A 16,715-nucleotide genomic window follows, 5' to 3' on the forward strand; every position below is an offset into this window, starting at 1 on the left:
CAGGTTCAGAGGTCGTCGGTATAGCCCAGGCTGCGTAAGGCGCGTTCATCATCCGCCCAGCCGGACTTCACTTTCACCCACAATTCAAGGTGCACTTTCGCCTCGAACATCTCTTCCATGTCCCGACGGGCCTCGGTACCAATCACTTTGATTTTGGCACCTTTGTTACCAATGACCATCTTCTTCTGACCTTCGCGTTCCACCAGAATCAGACCGTTAATGGTCAGGCCACCGCGCTCATTGGTGAGGAACTGTTCAATTTCTACCGTCACAGAATAAGGCAGTTCAGCCCCCAGGAAACGCATCAGCTTTTCACGGATAATTTCCGACGCCATAAAGCGCTGAGAACGATCGGTGATGTAATCTTCCGGGAAGTGATGTTCGGCTTCCGGCAGACGTTTGCGCACGATGCTGGCGATGGTATCAACGTTAGTGCCTTTTTCGGCTGAGATCGGCACCACGTCCATGAAGTTCATTTGTGAACCCAGGAACTGCAGGTGCGGCAGCAGGATGCTTTTATCGGTAATGTTGTCGACTTTATTGATCGCCAGCAGTACCGGCACTCTGCCGTCTTTTAACTTGTTCAGCACCATCTCGTCATCGGCGGTCCATTTGGTGCCTTCCACGACGAAGATCACCATTTCAACGTCACCGATCGAGCTGCTGGCAGCACGGTTCATCAGGCGGTTAATCGCCCGCTTCTCTTCCATATGCAGGCCCGGGGTATCGACATAAATCGCCTGATATTCCCCTTCCGTATGGATGCCCATAATGCGGTGGCGCGTGGTTTGTGGCTTACGCGAGGTAATGGAAATCTTCTGTCCCAGTAACTGGTTCAGTAAGGTAGATTTACCAACGTTCGGACGGCCTACAATAGCAATAAAGCCGCAATGGGTAGTTTGTTCGTTCATTCAATTCCCAGCTTAATCAGCGCCTGTTCGGCTGCTGCCTGTTCAGCTTTGCGACGGCTTGACCCGGTTCCCACAACCGGTTCTGCCATGCCGCTTACCTGACAGTGAATAGTAAATTCCTGATCGTGCGCTTCGCCACGCACCTGCACCACCAGATAGGAGGGCAGAGGCAGATGGCGACCCTGCAAGAACTCCTGCAGACGCGTTTTTGGATCCTTTTGTTTATCGCCCGGGCTGATCTGATCCAGACGGCTGGCGTACCAGCTCAGGATCAGCTGTTCTACCGTCTGAATATCGCTGTCGAGGAAAACCCCGCCAATCAGCGCTTCGACAGTGTCAGCCAGAATCGATTCGCGGCGATAGCCGCCGCTTTTCAGTTCACCAGGCCCCAGGCGCAGACATTCGCCAAGGTCAAATTCCCGTGCCATTTCGGCCAGCGTGTTACCGCGAACCAGCGTGGCGCGCATCCGACTCATGTCACCTTCATCCACGCGCGGGAAGCGCTGATAAAGGGCATTAGCAATCACATAACTAAGAATTGAGTCGCCCAGGAATTCCAGTCTTTCGTTGTGTTTACTGCTGGCGCTACGGTGAGTCAGCGCCTGCTGCAACAATTCCTGATGAGTAAAAGTGTAGCCCAGCTTACGTTGAAGCTTATTTATTACGATGGGGTTCATGCGTTACCAATTTCTTAATGCGTCAATTATGCTGCACACGGAACAGGGCTGAACCTGAACACCAACACGATCTGTTTCGTGTGCAGTGGCCTGCCAGGATGACAGGCCACCCGTTGTTAATGCCGCCCGCAGGCGAACATTAGTGGATGCCACCGATGCGGCTCAGGCGCACGCCGGTTGGCCATTCCCCTTCCTGCTTGTCGAAGCTCATCCAGATGGCTGTCGCTTTGCCTACCAGATTACGTTCCGGAACGAAACCCCAGTAACGGCTGTCAGCGCTGTTATCACGGTTGTCGCCCATCATAAAGTACATCCCCTCAGGAACTACCCAGCTTGACTGCGGCTGTCCTGGCTGCTGATAGTAGGACCCAGGCTGGCTTGGTGCCTGAGCGATCAACAGGATACGGTGGGTGACGTCGCCCAGCGTCTCGTTACGAGTGGCTAAACGAATGCCGCCCTGCATCGACTCCCCTTTGGGGACCTGGAAGAAACCATTGCCGCGTTCGTTACCGCTATAGCCGCTGAAGGTCTGAATAAAGTCGCTCTCTTCCACGTCTGAGTAAGTGACCGGCACGGCGCTGGCCGACTGCTGTACGGAGACCGTTTTACTCAGGGGATCATAGGTTACCCGGTCGCCCGGTAAACCGATCACCCGCTTAATGTAATCCATGCTGGGATCTTTCGGGTATTTAAACACCGCAATATCCCCACGCTTTGGATGACCCGTAGGGATCAGCGTCGTCTGGGTGATCGGATCTTTAATACCGTAGGCAAATTTTTCCACCACGATAAAATCACCAATCAGCAGCGTTGGCATCATTGAACCGGAGGGGATCTGGAACGGCTCATAAATAAACGAACGCACCACAAACACCACGAACAGAACCGGGAAGACCGATGCGGTGGTTTCCACCCAACCTGGCTGTTTGTCAGCCTTCGTCGCTTCGATACCCTGTGCCTGTGCTTCTGCACGTTTGGCGCGCCGCGCCGGTGCCCATTTAAACTTGTCGATACACCAGACAATGCCGGTGATCAGCGTTGCTATCGCCAGAATCAGGGCGAACATATTAGCCATTCCAGTTCCCTTAACACCCAAAGAGGGGTTTATTTACTGTCTTTACCCACGTGGAGAATGGCAAGGAACGCTTCCTGCGGTAACTCAACGTTACCCACTTGCTTCATGCGCTTCTTACCGTCTTTCTGTTTCTGCAGCAGTTTTTTCTTACGGCTGACGTCGCCGCCATAACATTTGGCAAGCACGTTTTTACGTAGCTGTTTCACCGTAGAGCGGGCGATAATGTGGTTACCAATCGCCGCCTGAATCGCAATGTCGAACTGCTGACGCGGGATCAACTCTTTCATCTTCTCTACCAGGTCACGGCCACGGTACGGTGCGTTGTCGTTATGGGTGATCAGCGCCAGCGCATCGACACGCTCGGAGTTGATCAAGACATCGACGCGTACCATGTTGGAAGCCTGGAAACGCTTGAAGTTGTAATCCAGTGAAGCATACCCACGTGAGGTGGATTTCAGGCGGTCGAAGAAATCGAGCACCACTTCCGCCATCGGGATTTCATACGTCAGTGCGACCTGATTACCGTGGTAAACCATGTTGGTCTGCACGCCGCGTTTTTCGATGCACAGCGTGATGACGTTACCCAGGAATTCCTGCGGCAACAGCATGTGACACTCGGCAATCGGCTCACGCAGTTCTTCAATATTGTTCAGCGGCGGCAGTTTGCCCGGGCTGTCGACGTAAATAGTCTGGTTATCCGTGGTAACCACTTCGTAGACAACGGTCGGCGCGGTGGTGATCAGTTCGAGATCGTACTCGCGCTCCAGACGTTCCTGAATGATTTCCATGTGCAGCAGGCCGAGGAAGCCACAACGGAAGCCGAAGCCCAGCGCGGTGGAGCTCTCTGGCTCATAGAACAGCGAGGCATCGTTCAGGCTGAGTTTACCCAGCGCATCACGGAAGGCTTCATAATCATCGGAGCTGATCGGGAACAGGCCAGCGTAAACCTGCGGCTTGACCTTTTTGAACCCGGGTAATGCTTTATCTGCCGGATTACGGGCCTGCGTCAGGGTATCCCCGACTGGCGCACCCAGAATGTCTTTGATGGCACAGACCAGCCAGCCCACTTCGCCGCAGTTCAGCACGTCGGTATCCACGCGTTTCGGCGTGAAGATGCCCAGACGGTCGGCGTTATATACCTGACCGGTGCTCATAACCTTAATTTTCTCGCCTTTACGCATGGTGCCGTTTTTAATACGCACCAGCGAGACCACACCGAGGTAGTTATCGAACCATGAGTCGATAATCAGCGCCTGCAGCGGACCGTCCGGATCGCCTTCCGGCGGCGGAATATCACGCACCAGTCGCTCGAGCACGTCAGGCACACCAATACCGGTTTTCGCTGAACAGCGTACGGCATCCGTCGCGTCAATCCCGACGATATCTTCAATTTCCTGAGCCACGCGGTCAGGATCGGCGGCCGGCAGATCGATTTTATTCAGTACAGGTACGACTTCCAGTTCCATTTCCATCGCGGTGTAGCAGTTGGCCAGAGTCTGAGCTTCCACACCCTGCCCTGCATCTACCACCAGCAATGCGCCTTCACAGGCGGCCAGAGAACGCGAAACTTCATAGGAGAAGTCGACGTGTCCCGGGGTGTCGATAAAATTGAGCTGGTAAGTTTTACCATCTGGCGAATGGTAATCGAGCGTCACGCTCTGCGCTTTAATGGTGATGCCACGCTCACGTTCTAAATCCATGGAATCCAGAACCTGCGCAGCCATTTCACGTTCGGTCAACCCCCCACAAATCTGGATCAGACGGTCAGAGAGCGTTGATTTACCGTGGTCGATGTGGGCGATGATAGAAAAGTTTCTTATGTGCTTCATTATTGAGATTTTTCTGCCTTACAAATTCTGGAACTCTCGCGATGCGAAGTCAGGAGAGCGTGATATCACAGGCGAACGATGGCCCGAAAGGCAGCATTCTACACTACATATCAAAGGGGTGGAATCGTCACGGTCAGGCAATACGATTTGCCCTGCCGTAATGAAAGGGAAATGAGGATTATTAGCGGGTGAAATAAGACGGTCGGCAGAAAAATATCGCCAGCCGTCCGCGCGCCGATCAGGCATCCGTGGTGATGTGTATGGCATCGGGCGGTAGCGCCACGCTGAGGATCACCGGTTGAAATGAGGCCGAACGCCCCAGCATAGCGGAGATACCTTTTGCAATAATAAAACCGCCTACGCCGCCTAATAGCGCACCGCATGCCGCGGCCAGATCGCTGTGAAACAGCATCTGAAAAACACCGGCGAGGGCAAACAGCCCGATCAGCGGGGTCATATAGACCAGAAACGCCGAACTCAGCAGGCTGCTTTCCGCTATGCCCAGTTCAATCCGCTGGCCGGGCACCAGCGGTGCCGCGCTGGCGATTTTCATCACGTGCGCATTTTTCGGACCCAGCTTATCGAGCATGTGGCTGCCGCAGCCTTTACGCGCGGAACAGCTACTGCAGGAGGTTTTTATTTCGGAGTGTAACGTGGCAATACCGTTCTGCCACGACACGACCGTCGCCCATTCTCTCATCATTGTGCTGCCCCCAGGACAACGCCATCAGCAATACGTTTAGCGGTCGCTGGCGGAAGTTCCCCCACGACCGTTATCTCTGCATTATTGCGCACTTCCGTCAGAACCGTACGTCGCCCCGTGCGCAATTGCTGCGGAGAACTGGTTTTATCGGCCAGGGTAATGTTGATCGAGAAACTGAACAGGCCGTCAGAATAGAGTCGCGTTTCAACCGGACGGTCGAGCGAGGGCAGCTGACGGCGGCTTTGTGCCACTTCCTTCATGCCGGCCGGAAGCCAGCCTGATTTCCAGTTAAAGGTCACCGCACCGCCTGTCGGCACTGACGACAGCGGAGGAAGTTTGGCGTCCTGCAGCCCCTGCAACAGCTTGCTTACACCATCATCGACGGCAAAGCTTACCACCCGGTACTGTTCCAGCGTTTCGCCATCACGATCGAGGAGATCAACCCGAAGGGGCAGTTTCGTGTCGCTGTCCAGCCAGACAATATAGCCGTAGCGGGTGCCGTCTCGCGGCACAATACGGATCACTTCACAGAGCTGATCGGCAATACGCGTACGCCCTACTGAGACGAAATCATAGGTGGCAGAAAGTTGCTGAAAGTCGGCATAGACCAGTGCGGGCAGCGAGTCGACAATATGATCGCCCGCCATCGTAAAGGGTTGCAGACCTGACTCAAAAAAGCTGACCTCTTTACCACGCTGAATGATTTCCCGACGCGGGCCATCCATCTGCAACAGCTGTGCATACGTTTTGTTGTCGATGACGGCATGACGGTAGCGTAGTGACTCAATGCCCAGCCGCGAGACATTGATATAGGCAAGTTCATAGCTGAGTGACTGGCTGGCCTGCTCCATCTGATGTAACAACGCCCCGGATGGCGTTTGCGCGGCCGGGGCGGAGGAGGAGTAAATCAGGCTGCCAGCGATAAGGCTGACGGCGCACCAAAGCTGCTTCATTACTGCGATTGCATTCCTAACGACTGATTACCCGGAACCTGAGCAGCAGCCTGCTGGTCAGGACTTTGATCAAACTGCAGTTGTTCAGCATGCAGGCGACGCTGTAATTCGTAATCCTGCAGCAGCGCATTTACGCGACGGCGCTGATCCTGCACCTGCTGGTTGCTGTTCGCTGGCGCACTGGCATTTTCAGCGGGTACGCCCAGGCTGACAGGCGACGCCTGCCCCATCATCGGCAGCGTGTTAAACACCGGTGAATCGGAGGACTGACCTTCGACCGGTTTGTTGTACTGCTGAACACCGACAATCACGGCCAGTGAGACGCATGCGGCCACGCCAATCTGGGTAATCTGCGCCGCCCAGGGGCGCACTTTCGCCCAGAACGGCATCGCAGCCGCTTCTTCAGGTTTTGGCTGCGCTTCCGGTATCAGACGGGTCACCGCTTTAGCAGGCTCATTTTCAATCACAGCCATCACGCGGGCTGAGATATCAAAATCGAGCTGCTGTGGGATATCACCGCGCATGGTGTCGCGGATTAGGTGGTAGCTTTCCCAGTTTTTCTGCAGCACAACGTCTTTAGACAACGCGGACATCACTTCATTATCCAGCGTTTCACCGTCCATAAGAGCGGAAAGTTGTTCTTTCTGCATGCCTCAATACCCTTCCTGTGTCGCTATCGCTAGCGTTGGATAAGCGGTTGAATTTTATTATCAATAGCTTCACGGGCGCGGAAAATACGTGAACGAACCGTACCAACCGGGCAATCCATGATCACGGCTATCTCTTCATAGCTCAGGCCATCGAGTTCACGTAGGGTGATAGCCATACGCAAGTCTTCGGGTAACATCTCGATGGTGCGAAAAACTATTTGTCTCAATTCTTCCGACAACATTAAGTTCTCAGGGTTCGAAATTTCTTTTAGTGCTCCTGCACTTTCAAAATTTTCGGCGTCGATAGCATCCACGTCGCTTGACGGTGGACGGCGACCCTGAGCCACCAGGTAATTTTTGGCCGTATTGACGGCAATCCGATAGAGCCAGGTGTAAAAAGCACTGTCGCCGCGGAAAGATTCCAGCGCACGGTAGGCTTTAATAAACGACTCCTGCACTACATCAGGGACATCTCCAGACGGCACATAGCGTGAAACCAGGCTCGCCACTTTATGCTGATAGCGGACTACCAGTAAATTGAATGACTTCTGATCTCCTTTCTGCACTCGTTCAACGAGAACCTGATCCGTTAACTGCTCGCTCATCCGAGGTAATGTCTCCCCAAACTTGTCTCCACGCGTAATCCCACTTCCAGTAAAAACTCAATCTTTATGAACGAGCATGCAATCTGAGTCATTTTCATCAGGAAAGTTCCATTACGCCATTATTTTTGTCGTGTCATACGGAGACATTTACAAACCAGCACGCTTTATTATGCATTCTCACTGATTTGTCAGCCACTGCCTCTCCGGACTCCCGAAATGTCATCATCCGGGAGCCTGATGACGCCCGCAGAGTACCGCAAGAAGCCAGCTTTTTCACCATATTATCGCGTCATTAAGTGACCGTTAGTCGGGTAAATCGCGTCATGCCGTCGTTTTCCTTACCAGGAATAAGGTCATTTCTGGGCTGAGGCCTGCCCTGTCCGCCCCCTGAGGCGTCGCGATAAAAAGCCTTTTTGCCGGGAGAGGTGAGTGTTATGCTCAACAAACCACCTGTTTAGTAAATTAAACAACATGACTGATTCTTCTGATTACTGCTGTGATGTGCTGATTATTGGTAGCGGCGCGGCGGGGTTATCCCTGGCGCTGCGCCTGGCTGAAAAGCATCAGGTAACCGTACTGAGTAAAGGCCCGGTTAGCGAAGGCTCTACGTTCTATGCCCAGGGCGGTATTGCCGCCGTATTTGATGAAACTGACAGCATTGAATCTCATGTTGAAGATACGCTGATTGCCGGAGGCGGCCTGTGTGAACGGGAGGCCGTCTCGTTCATCGCCAGTAACGCCCGCCACTGCGTACAGTGGCTGATTGATAAGGGCATGCTGTTTGATAAAGAAACGCCGCTAAACAGCGAGGAACGCTATCACCTGACCCGCGAAGGGGGCCACAGCCACCGCCGTATTCTGCACAGCGCAGATGCCACCGGAAAAGCGGTGGAAAGCACGCTGGTCAGCCAGGCGTTAAGCCACCCGAATATTACCCTGATTGAGCGCGGCAACGCCGTCGACCTGATCGTCTCCGATAAGATCGGCCTGCCGGGTGAGCGCCGCGTCGTGGGGGCATACATCTGGAACCGCAAGCGGGAAGCCGTTGAGACCTGCCGCGCGCGCGCCGTGGTGCTGGCTACCGGAGGGGCGGCAAAAGTGTATCAGTACACCACCAACCCCGACGTGGCCTCTGGCGATGGCATTGCCATGGCGTGGCGTGCCGGCTGCCGGGTGGCGAATCTGGAGTTTAATCAGTTCCATCCCACCTGCCTGTTCCACCCGGATGCGCGTAACTTTCTGCTGACCGAGGCGCTGCGGGGCGAAGGGGCCGTGCTGAAGCGCCCGGACGGTACCCGCTTTATGCCTGACTTTGATGAACGCGGCGAGCTGGCTCCGCGCGATATTGTGGCGCGGGCAATTGATCACGAAATGAAGCGGCTCGGCGCTGACTGTATGTATCTGGACATCAGCCACCAGCCGCCGGCGTTTATACGCGCGCATTTTCCGACCATCTGCGAAAAACTGCTGACGCTGGGCATTGACCTGACGACGCAGCCAATCCCCATTGTTCCGGCGGCGCATTATACCTGCGGTGGCGTGATGGTCGACCAGCAGGGGCGTACCGATCTCAGCGGTTTGTACGCCATTGGTGAAGTCAGCTATACCGGGCTGCACGGTGCAAACCGTCTGGCCTCCAACTCCCTGCTCGAATGCCTGGTCTACGGCTGGTCCGCGGCGGAGGATATCAGCCGTCGCCTGCCACAGGTGGCGATGGTCGATGCCCTGCCCGCCTGGGATGAAAGCCGGGTGGATGATTCCGACGAGCGCGTGGTGATCCAGCACAACTGGCACGAGCTACGGTTATTTATGTGGGACTATATGGGGATTGTGCGCACCACCAAGCGGCTGGAGCGCGCGCTGCGTCGTATCAACACCCTGCAGCAGGAAATTGATGAGTATTACGCGCATTTCCGCATCTCGAATAACCTGCTGGAGTTACGCAACCTGGCTCAGGTCGCCGGGCTGATGGTACGCTGCGCGATGGCGCGTAAAGAGAGTCGGGGCCTGCATTACACCCTCGACTATCCGGAGACCCTGGGCAAAGCGCTGCCGACCATCCTCAGGCCATAATTATCGGAACAGGTAGAAGTCGCGGGTCAGGCTGCAGTGAGCGTCAGAATACTGATGATCCGGCCCGCGTATGGTCATGCGATCCAGCAACTGCTCGCCGGGCTGCGGGGACAGCGCCAGAAGAACCCGGTTAGGCGGCCGGGTATCGTTATCTGAGACATCGGTCCGAAAGCGCAGGTGCCAGCCGCGCTGAAGCGCCTGTTCAATCAGCTGACTGCCCGCCGACTCCGGCAGGATCACGCAGAAGAACCCCTCCTCCGCAATCAGGTTTTCAGCACACATCAGCAGGACGTCGTGCGTCAGGTCATTGGTATAACGTGCCGACGCCCGTTCCGGGGAGGCACATTCTGAACCTGGTGAAAAATAGGGTGGATTACTGACAATCAGTGAATAGCGCTGCTCACAGTGCTGCGCCCACTCAACAATATTTGCCTGATGGACATGAACTCTTGTCGGCCACGGAGATTCTGCCACATTTTCCTGCGCCTGTTCCGCCGCCGCCGGATCCAGCTCAACAGCATCAATGTCCACCGACGCCGTGGTTCTCTGCGCCAGCATCAGGGCAATCAGGCCGCTGCCGCTGCCGATATCCAGCACGCGTTGAACACCGGCCACAGGCGCCCATGCCCCCAGCAGCACACCGTCAGTGCCGACTTTCATGGCACAGCGATCGTGGGCAACAAAAAACTGTTTGAAGGTAAAACCGTTGGCGCGGAGAATGGCTTTCTGTTGTGACATTTGACTGACCTGAAAGGGAAACGGCGCTAGCATAGGACAATCCGCGACGAAGGAAAAGTCATTAACTCCACACAAACAGATGAAGATCGTGTTCAATCTGTCTATAATCAGCGCCCCAAACTGAGGTAGACCATGACTGTAACCACTTTTTCCGAACTCGAACTAGACGAGAGCCTGCTGCAAGCCCTGCAGGAGAAAGGCTATACGCGCCCTACTGCCATTCAGGCAGAAGCCATTCCGGCAGCACTGGAGGGTCGCGACGTTCTGGGTTCGGCACCAACCGGTACAGGCAAGACTGCGGCCTACCTGCTGCCCGCACTGCAACATCTGCTCGACTTCCCGCGTAAGAAGTCCGGCCCGCCGCGCATTTTGATCCTGACCCCGACCCGCGAACTGGCTATGCAGGTCGCAGACCAGGCGCGTGAAATGGCGAAACACACGCACCTGGATATTGCCACCATCACCGGCGGCGTGGCGTATATGAACCATGCTGAAGTGTTCAGCGAAAACCAGGACATCGTGGTCGCCACCACCGGACGTCTGCTGCAGTACATCAAAGAAGAGAACTTTGACTGTCGTGCGGTTGAAACGCTGGTGCTTGATGAAGCAGACCGCATGCTCGATATGGGCTTTGCCCAGGACATCGAAACCATCGCGGCTGAAACACGCTGGCGCAAGCAGACCCTGCTGTTCTCCGCCACGCTGGAAGGCGAAGCGATTAAAGATTTCGCCGAGCGCATTCTGAAAGAGCCCATTGAGATCGAAGCCGACCCGGCGCGCCGTGAGCGCAAGAAAATCCAGCAGTGGTACTACCGTGCGGACGACATCAAACATAAAACCGCACTGTTAATCCAGCTGATGAAACAGCCGGAAGTCACCCGTGCCGTGGTCTTCGTGCGTAAGCGTGAGCGCGTGCATGAGCTGTGTGGCTGGCTGCGTGAAGCCGGGATCAACACCAGCTATCTGGAAGGGGAACTGGTGCAGGCGAAGCGTAACGAGGCGATTAAGCGCGTTGCTGAAGGCCGCGTTAACGTGCTGGTGGCGACCGATATCGCCGCCCGCGGAATCGACATTGATGATGTCAGCCACGTATTTAACTTCGACATGCCGGTCACCGCTGACACCTACCTGCACCGTATTGGCCGTACCGGCCGCGCGGGTAAAAAGGGTATTGCGATTTCACTGGTGGAAGCGCATGACAACATGCTGCTCGGCAGGATCTGCCGCTACATCAAGGAGCCGCTGAAAGCGCGCACCATTGATGGGATGCGACCGACAACCCGCGCACCGAGTGAAAAACTCAAAGGCAAGCCGTCGAAGAAAGTACTGGCGAAGCGCAAAGAGCTGAAAGATAAAGAGAAGCTGGAAGAAAAACCGCGCGTTAAAGAGCGCCACCGCGATGCTAAAAACGTGGGTAAACGGCGTAAGCCAACCGCGACAAAAACGGACAGTGCTGAATAATCACACTGCCTGACAAAAAACTGCCCTGTTAGGGCAGTTTTTTTTTGCCTCAAACCGGCAGAAACAGGGCTGATGCCAGGCAATAACCCGCGTCAGGCCCTTTTCTCATATTCTCCGGCACGCTCGCTGGCAGGGAAGTCAAATCGTGCTTTGTTATCAAAAAGTTAATAAAAAAGGCGACAGGTGAGTTATTCACCTGCCGCCCTGTTAACCTGCCCCGTCGGGGGTTACAGGCTTTCTGTAAAGGTGCGGGTAATCACGTCACGCTGCTGTTCTGGCGTCAGTGAGTTAAAACGGACAGCATAGCCGGAAACACGGATCGTCAGCTGCGGGTATTTCTCCGGATGCTTCACGGCCTCTTCCAGCGTTTCACGGCTCAGGACGTTCACATTCAGGTGCTGGCCACCCTCTACGCGAACCTCTGGCTTCACTTCCAGAGGAATTTCACGGTATTCAATCTGGCCGAGGTCGCTGACCGGCACGACCTGATCTTCGCTGTAACCAGCTTTCGCACAGACGCAGCGTGCTTCTGCAGTGTCACTGTCCAGCAGCCAGAAAGAGTTCAGTAATGCGCTGTTGCTTGCTTGAGTAATTTGAATTCCAGTAATCATAGTGTCGCCTCCCAGGCAATAAGGCACTGATAGCCATTATCAGCGCCAGGTTGATGAAAAAACCGTGATCTTATCGGTTCTGTATACCAGCACCGGGAAAGAGGCTCTTTGATACAAATCAACCCCTGGCCAGGCATCGCGGGGCCTGAAAGGGCAACTTTCTGTTTTATATCAATTTTATCACCACGATAAATTCCGCTTTTTCTGCAAATTTTCAATTATTTTTTAAGTGTCACCGTCCGGTAAAGCGCGTTAAGCTACGCGCTTTGATGAATGAAAGGAGACGGCAGTGGTGAATACCATGACGTGGCACGATGTGCTGGCAGATGAAAAAGAGAAACCTTATTTCAGAGAGACGCTGGCCATGGTTGCCGCAGAGCGTGCGGCGGGTAAGACCGTCTATCCCCCGCAAAAAGACGTGTTTAACGCTTTTCGCCTGACCGAACTTGGCGACGTTAAGGTGGTCATCCTGGGTCAGGATCCCTATCACGGTCCAAATCAGGCGCACGGACTGGCGTTTTCCGTTCTGCCCGGAGTCGCGGTACCGCCCTCGCTGGTGAATATGTACAAAGAGCTGGTCACAGATATTCCCGGCTTTGAACGCCCGCAGCACGGATTTCTTGAGAGCTGGGCGCGTCAGGGCGTGATGCTGCTTAACACCGTGCTGACGGTGGAGGCGGGTAAGGCGCATTCCCATGCGAAATTCGGCTGGGAAACCTTTACAGACAACGTTATCGCCGCCATTAATCAGCATCGGGAAGGCGTAGTGTTCCTGTTGTGGGGGTCGCACGCGCAGAAAAAGGGCAGCATTATTGACCGCAGCCGCCATCACGTGCTGCAGGCTCCACACCCTTCCCCGCTTTCCGCACACCGAGGTTTCTTCGGCTCTGCTCACTTTTCGACAACCAATCAGCTGCTCAGTGAGCAGGGTGAAACGCCCATCGACTGGGTCCCCCGGTTGCCCGCAGCGTCATAACCCCAGGCAGGGGGCTGCCCCCTGCAACAGCTACCGTCCCCGCTGTTAACATTTCCACACGTAATAAGGCGATTTACGTCACATTTTTTATCAAGATTTCCCACTTCCTGCCGATTTGATCGGCTTCAGGGAGCATATCCATGTTCCCGACACGGGCTGGAATCTATTCAGGGGAAATAACGAATGTTATCTGTGAAAAATATGAAAGTAGGCGTTCGCCTCGGGGCCGCCTTTGCCCTGATCATACTGCTGTTAATCGTCGTCAGCGCTACCGCCACGCTTAAAATTGGCAACATTAACCGCACGGTAGACAGCATTGTCAGCGACCGTTACCTCAAAGTTCGCCTGGCCTTTGACGTACGCGACGGGGTCAACGATCAGATTAAGTTTTTACGCGGCATGGTGCTGGACGCCGCCACCCCGGAGAAAAACGCTAAACGCTTTGGCCAGCTGGACAGCGCCACGCAGAAAACCAATGCCGCCATTGATAACATCGCGCGACTGCAAAGCACCGAAATCGGCATTAAGAAAATTCAGGAGGTGAAAGCGGCAGCACAGCGCTTCGAGCAGGATAAGCAGACGCTGATCGCGCTGATCCGTACCGGAGAGGTTGCCCCTGCCACCGAGTATGTTCTGCGAAAAATCACCACCAGCCAGAATGCGTTTCTCGATATCGTGGTCAGATTTGCCGACTCCCAGTCCGGGCAGCTGCAGGCTGAAGGGGCGAATGCGGTCAGCGATGCCTCAACGGCCATCCGGGTAACGCTGATCTTCTCGCTGCTGGCGGTAGCCATGGCCGTTGTGCTGGGCTATTTGCTGACCCGTTCGATTGTACGCCCGCTGCGGGAAGCGGTGAGCGTGGCGGAAAATGTCGCCGCTGGTGACCTGCGTACTCTCATCCAGGTGACCTCTACCGATGAGACCGGTCAGCTGATGATGGCGCTGAAAAACATGAATGAAAACCTGCTAAAAATCGTTAATGACGTGCGTGCCGGTACCGACCTGATCGCCACCGCCTCTGGCGAGATTTCAGCAGGGAATATGGACCTCTCTTCCCGTACCGAACAGCAGGCCAGTTCACTGGAGGAGACCGCTTCCGCCATGGAGCAAATTACCTCAACGGTGAAACAGAATGCCGGTAACGCCCATCAGGCCAATCTGCTGGCCGCTCAGGCCTCTCAGGTGGCGATCCAGAGTGGGGATGCCGTCAGGCAGGTGGTGAACACCATGGAGATGATTAACGGCTCGTCGAAGAAGATCGTCGACATTATCAGCGTGATTGACGGCATCGCTTTCCAGACCAATATCCTGGCACTGAATGCAGCAGTCGAAGCGGCGCGTGCTGGTGAACAGGGCCGTGGCTTTGCCGTGGTGGCCTCTGAGGTGCGCAGCCTGGCGCAGCGGTCGGCCTCGGCCGCGAAAGAGATTGCCCAGCTCATTCAGGACTCGGTCTCCCGGGTGGATGAAGGGGGGCGTCAGGTGGCAAAGGCAGGGATGACGATGGACGAAGTGCTGACCAGCGTAAAAAACGTTACCGGGATTATTAGCGAGATCACCATCGCCAGCGCCGAGCAAAGCAGCGGAATTGATGAGATTAACCGCGCCATCACCCAGATGGATCAGGTCACGCAGCAAAATGCCGCGCTGGTGAATGAATCCGCCGCCGCTGCCCAGTCAATGCAGGAGCAGGCAGAGCAGCTCTCCCTGGCTATCCGCGCATTTAAGGTGAATGAACCGGCTTACGCGTAGGGATTTCTGACAAAAAAATAGCCGCATAATGCGGCTATTGCAGTCAGGGACGACCGTTAAAGTCGCCCCTGGCAGGATCAGCTTTTCGCTTTCGCCACGGCGACCATCGCCGGACGCAGCAGGCGACCATTCAGGGTATAACCCCGCTGCATCACCATCATCACGTGATTAGGGGCCACGTCTTCAGACTCCATCATCGACATCGCCTGGTGTACTTCCGGGTTGAACGGTACATTGATGTCCCCGACCACTTCCACGCCAAACTTGCGCACCGCGCCCAGCAGGGATTTCATGGTCAGTTCAATGCCTTCAATCATTGAGGCCAGCTCAGGATTGGTTTTATCGGCCACTTCCAGCGCGCGCTCCAGGCTGTCAATCACTGGCAGCAGCTCGTTGGCGAATTTTTCCAGCGCAAATTTATGCGCTTTTTCGACATCCTGCTCGGTACGGCGACGGATGTTTTCGATCTCAGCCTGAGCACGAAGCTGGGCTTCACGCACGCCGCCCAGAGACTCGGCCAGCTGTGCTTCCAGTTCGGCAATACGTTCATCCCGCGGATCGATCACTTCAGCTGTCTCCGCGTCCTGGGTTTGTGCCTGTTCCATCTCAATTTCGTCTGAGACTTGCTCGTTAGGTGTGTTCTGTTCTTTACTACTCATGAATTTCTCCGCGTTTGTGCATATTCATCTCGCTGGTTCGCTTATTATGGGGATCAGAATCGCGGTTTCAAGGGAACCAGTCACATTGTCGGGGGAGTTTACCTCGTGAGGAATGCCAGGAACATGAATAACCACTTCAACTGCATCGGTATCGTCGGCCATCCACGCCACCCTACCGCCCTGACCACCCATGAAATGCTGTATCGCTGGCTTACGGCGCGCGGCTACCAGGTGATTATTGAGCAGCAGATTGCGCGTGAGTTAAAACTGGAAGGCGTAGAGACCGGAACGCTGGCAGAGATTGGCCGCAAGGCGGATCTGGCGGTGGTGGTCGGGGGCGATGGCAATATGCTGGGCGCGGCCAGGGTACTGGCGCGCTACGATATCAAGGTGATTGGTATTAACCGTGGCAATCTCGGGTTTCTCACCGACCTCGATCCCGATAATGCCCAGCAGCAGCTTGCCGAAGTCCTGGAGGGAGACTATTTCGTTGAAAGCCGCTTCCTGCTGGAAGCACAGGTCTGCCGACAGTCCGGTACCCCGCGCGTCGGAACAGCCATCAATGAAGTGGTGCTGCATCCGGGAAAAGTGGCGCATATGATCGAATTCGAGGTGTATATCGACGAGAACTTTGCCTTTTCCCAGCGCTCAGACGGCCTGATCATCTCGACCCCTACCGGCTCCACGGCCTACTCACTGTCGGCGGGTGGCCCCATTTTGATGCCGACGCTGGATGCGATTGCTATCGTCCCGATGTTCCCGCATACCCTGTCAGCCCGCCCGCTGGTGATCAACAGCAGCAGCACCATTCGCCTGCGTTTTTCCCACATGCGCAGCGACCTGGAGATTAGCTGTGACAGCCAGATAGCGCTGCCCATCCAGCAGGGAGAAGATGTCTTAATCCGCCGCAGCGATTATCACCTGAATCTGATACACCCGAAAAACTATAATTATTTCAACACATTAAGCTCAAAACTAGGCTGGTCAAAAAAATTATTCTAAATCTGTCCCCGGCGGGTTTACTGTTTATAAAACCAGTATATAC

16 protein-coding genes are annotated in these 16,715 nt (G+C 55.0%); 5 read left to right on the forward strand and 11 right to left on the reverse strand.

Going from position 1 to position 16,715, the window contains the following annotated elements:
* Positions 1-5: 5 nt before the first annotated feature.
* The 8 genes from era to rpoE all read right to left on the reverse strand — a co-directional run bounded on the left by era (position 6) and on the right by rpoE (position 7,403).
* Positions 6-911 carry a GTPase Era gene (era, locus tag ACZ3HG_RS20675; protein WP_062744594.1) on the reverse strand — a complete coding sequence of 302 codons (906 nt, stop codon included), beginning with the start codon at positions 909-911 and terminating at the stop codon, positions 6-8.
* The gene (rnc, locus tag ACZ3HG_RS20680; RefSeq protein ID WP_191934667.1) at positions 908-1,588 is read right to left on the reverse strand and encodes a ribonuclease III; all 681 of its coding nucleotides are present in this window, start codon (positions 1,586-1,588) and stop codon (positions 908-910) included. The genes era and rnc overlap by 4 nt, the downstream gene beginning before the upstream one ends.
* 139 nt (positions 1,589-1,727) lie before the next feature.
* Positions 1,728-2,663, reverse strand: a complete 936-nt coding sequence (lepB, locus tag ACZ3HG_RS20685; RefSeq protein ID WP_062744592.1) for a signal peptidase I — start codon at positions 2,661-2,663, stop codon at positions 1,728-1,730.
* A 29-nt stretch (positions 2,664-2,692) separates the two neighbouring features.
* Positions 2,693-4,492 carry a translation elongation factor 4 gene (gene lepA / locus ACZ3HG_RS20690; RefSeq protein WP_191934666.1) on the reverse strand — a complete coding sequence of 600 codons (1,800 nt, stop codon included), beginning with the start codon at positions 4,490-4,492 and terminating at the stop codon, positions 2,693-2,695.
* 238 nt (positions 4,493-4,730) lie between these two features.
* The gene (gene rseC / locus ACZ3HG_RS20695; protein ID WP_191934665.1) at positions 4,731-5,195 is read right to left on the reverse strand and encodes a SoxR-reducing system protein RseC; all 465 of its coding nucleotides are present in this window, start codon (positions 5,193-5,195) and stop codon (positions 4,731-4,733) included.
* Positions 5,192-6,148, reverse strand: coding sequence for a sigma-E factor regulatory protein RseB (gene rseB, locus ACZ3HG_RS20700; protein WP_191934664.1), 957 nt, complete (start codon positions 6,146-6,148; stop codon positions 5,192-5,194). Before rseB ends, rseC begins: the two co-directional genes overlap by 4 nt.
* Positions 6,148-6,798, reverse strand: coding sequence for an anti-sigma-E factor RseA (rseA, locus tag ACZ3HG_RS20705; protein ID WP_191934663.1), 651 nt, complete (start codon positions 6,796-6,798; stop codon positions 6,148-6,150). The genes rseB and rseA overlap by 1 nt, the downstream gene beginning before the upstream one ends.
* Positions 6,799-6,827: 29 nt before the next feature.
* Complete coding sequence (gene rpoE, locus ACZ3HG_RS20710) at positions 6,828-7,403, reverse strand: RNA polymerase sigma factor RpoE (RefSeq protein WP_062744587.1); 576 nt, start codon at positions 7,401-7,403, stop codon at positions 6,828-6,830.
* A 471-nt stretch (positions 7,404-7,874) separates the two neighbouring features.
* On the opposite strand from rpoE, the gene nadB reads away from it, so the two are divergent.
* Positions 7,875-9,476 (forward strand): L-aspartate oxidase, encoded by a 1,602-nt coding sequence (gene nadB / locus ACZ3HG_RS20715; protein ID WP_465334218.1) that lies wholly within the window; start codon positions 7,875-7,877, stop codon positions 9,474-9,476.
* Here nadB and trmN read toward each other — a convergent pair whose 3' ends face one another.
* The gene (gene trmN / locus ACZ3HG_RS20720; RefSeq protein ID WP_465334221.1) at positions 9,477-10,214 is read right to left on the reverse strand and encodes a tRNA(1)(Val) (adenine(37)-N(6))-methyltransferase TrmN; all 738 of its coding nucleotides are present in this window, start codon (positions 10,212-10,214) and stop codon (positions 9,477-9,479) included. It lies immediately after the preceding gene.
* A gap of 132 nt (positions 10,215-10,346) precedes the next feature.
* Here trmN and srmB point away from each other — a divergent pair, with 132 nt between their 5' ends.
* Complete coding sequence (srmB, locus tag ACZ3HG_RS20725) at positions 10,347-11,675, forward strand: ATP-dependent RNA helicase SrmB (protein WP_191934660.1); 1,329 nt, start codon at positions 10,347-10,349, stop codon at positions 11,673-11,675.
* 227 nt (positions 11,676-11,902) lie between these two features.
* Here srmB and grcA read toward each other — a convergent pair whose 3' ends face one another.
* Complete coding sequence (gene grcA, locus ACZ3HG_RS20730; protein ID WP_062744584.1) at positions 11,903-12,286, reverse strand: autonomous glycyl radical cofactor GrcA; 384 nt, start codon at positions 12,284-12,286, stop codon at positions 11,903-11,905.
* Between the two features lie 289 nt (positions 12,287-12,575).
* Between grcA and ung the strand changes: the two genes are divergently transcribed.
* Together ung and ACZ3HG_RS20740 are read left to right on the forward strand one after the other, a co-directional pair.
* Positions 12,576-13,262, forward strand: a complete 687-nt coding sequence (gene ung, locus ACZ3HG_RS20735) for a uracil-DNA glycosylase (RefSeq protein WP_465334224.1) — start codon at positions 12,576-12,578, stop codon at positions 13,260-13,262.
* Positions 13,263-13,445: 183 nt separating this feature from the next.
* Positions 13,446-15,011, forward strand: a complete 1,566-nt coding sequence (locus tag ACZ3HG_RS20740; protein WP_191936874.1) for a methyl-accepting chemotaxis protein — start codon at positions 13,446-13,448, stop codon at positions 15,009-15,011.
* Between the two features lie 77 nt (positions 15,012-15,088).
* Here the strand turns inward: ACZ3HG_RS20740 and grpE are convergent, their stop codons facing one another.
* On the reverse strand, positions 15,089-15,670 hold the full coding sequence (gene grpE / locus ACZ3HG_RS20745) for a nucleotide exchange factor GrpE (RefSeq protein ID WP_191934657.1): 582 nt from the start codon (positions 15,668-15,670) through the stop codon (positions 15,089-15,091).
* A 123-nt stretch (positions 15,671-15,793) separates the two neighbouring features.
* Between grpE and nadK the strand changes: the two genes are divergently transcribed.
* Positions 15,794-16,672 (forward strand): NAD(+) kinase, encoded by an 879-nt coding sequence (nadK, locus tag ACZ3HG_RS20750; protein ID WP_191934656.1) that lies wholly within the window; start codon positions 15,794-15,796, stop codon positions 16,670-16,672.
* Positions 16,673-16,715: the final 43 nt, after the last annotated feature.

Source organism: Erwinia sp. PME.40.26/001, assembly GCF_055556675.1.

Bases quoted from the DNA above. Each gene is read 5' to 3' on its own strand.
- era (WP_062744594.1), bottom strand. From the start codon at position 911: ATGAACGAACAAACTACCCATTGCGGCTTTATTGCTATTGTAGGCCGT.
- rnc (WP_191934667.1), bottom strand. From the start codon at position 1,588: ATGAACCCCATCGTAATAAATAAGCTTCAACGTAAGCTGGGCTACACT.
- lepB (WP_062744592.1), bottom strand. From the start codon at position 2,663: ATGGCTAATATGTTCGCCCTGATTCTGGCGATAGCAACGCTGATCACC.
- lepA (WP_191934666.1), bottom strand. From the start codon at position 4,492: ATGAAGCACATAAGAAACTTTTCTATCATCGCCCACATCGACCACGGT.
- rseC (WP_191934665.1), bottom strand. From the start codon at position 5,195: ATGATGAGAGAATGGGCGACGGTCGTGTCGTGGCAGAACGGTATTGCC.
- rseB (WP_191934664.1), bottom strand. From the start codon at position 6,148: ATGAAGCAGCTTTGGTGCGCCGTCAGCCTTATCGCTGGCAGCCTGATT.
- rseA (WP_191934663.1), bottom strand. From the start codon at position 6,798: ATGCAGAAAGAACAACTTTCCGCTCTTATGGACGGTGAAACGCTGGAT.
- rpoE (WP_062744587.1), bottom strand. From the start codon at position 7,403: ATGAGCGAGCAGTTAACGGATCAGGTTCTCGTTGAACGAGTGCAGAAA.
- nadB (WP_465334218.1), top strand. From the start codon at position 7,875: ATGACTGATTCTTCTGATTACTGCTGTGATGTGCTGATTATTGGTAGC.
- trmN (WP_465334221.1), bottom strand. From the start codon at position 10,214: ATGTCACAACAGAAAGCCATTCTCCGCGCCAACGGTTTTACCTTCAAA.
- srmB (WP_191934660.1), top strand. From the start codon at position 10,347: ATGACTGTAACCACTTTTTCCGAACTCGAACTAGACGAGAGCCTGCTG.
- grcA (WP_062744584.1), bottom strand. From the start codon at position 12,286: ATGATTACTGGAATTCAAATTACTCAAGCAAGCAACAGCGCATTACTG.
- ACZ3HG_RS20740 (WP_191936874.1), top strand. From the start codon at position 13,446: ATGTTATCTGTGAAAAATATGAAAGTAGGCGTTCGCCTCGGGGCCGCC.
- grpE (WP_191934657.1), bottom strand. From the start codon at position 15,670: ATGAGTAGTAAAGAACAGAACACACCTAACGAGCAAGTCTCAGACGAA.
- nadK (WP_191934656.1), top strand. From the start codon at position 15,794: ATGAATAACCACTTCAACTGCATCGGTATCGTCGGCCATCCACGCCAC.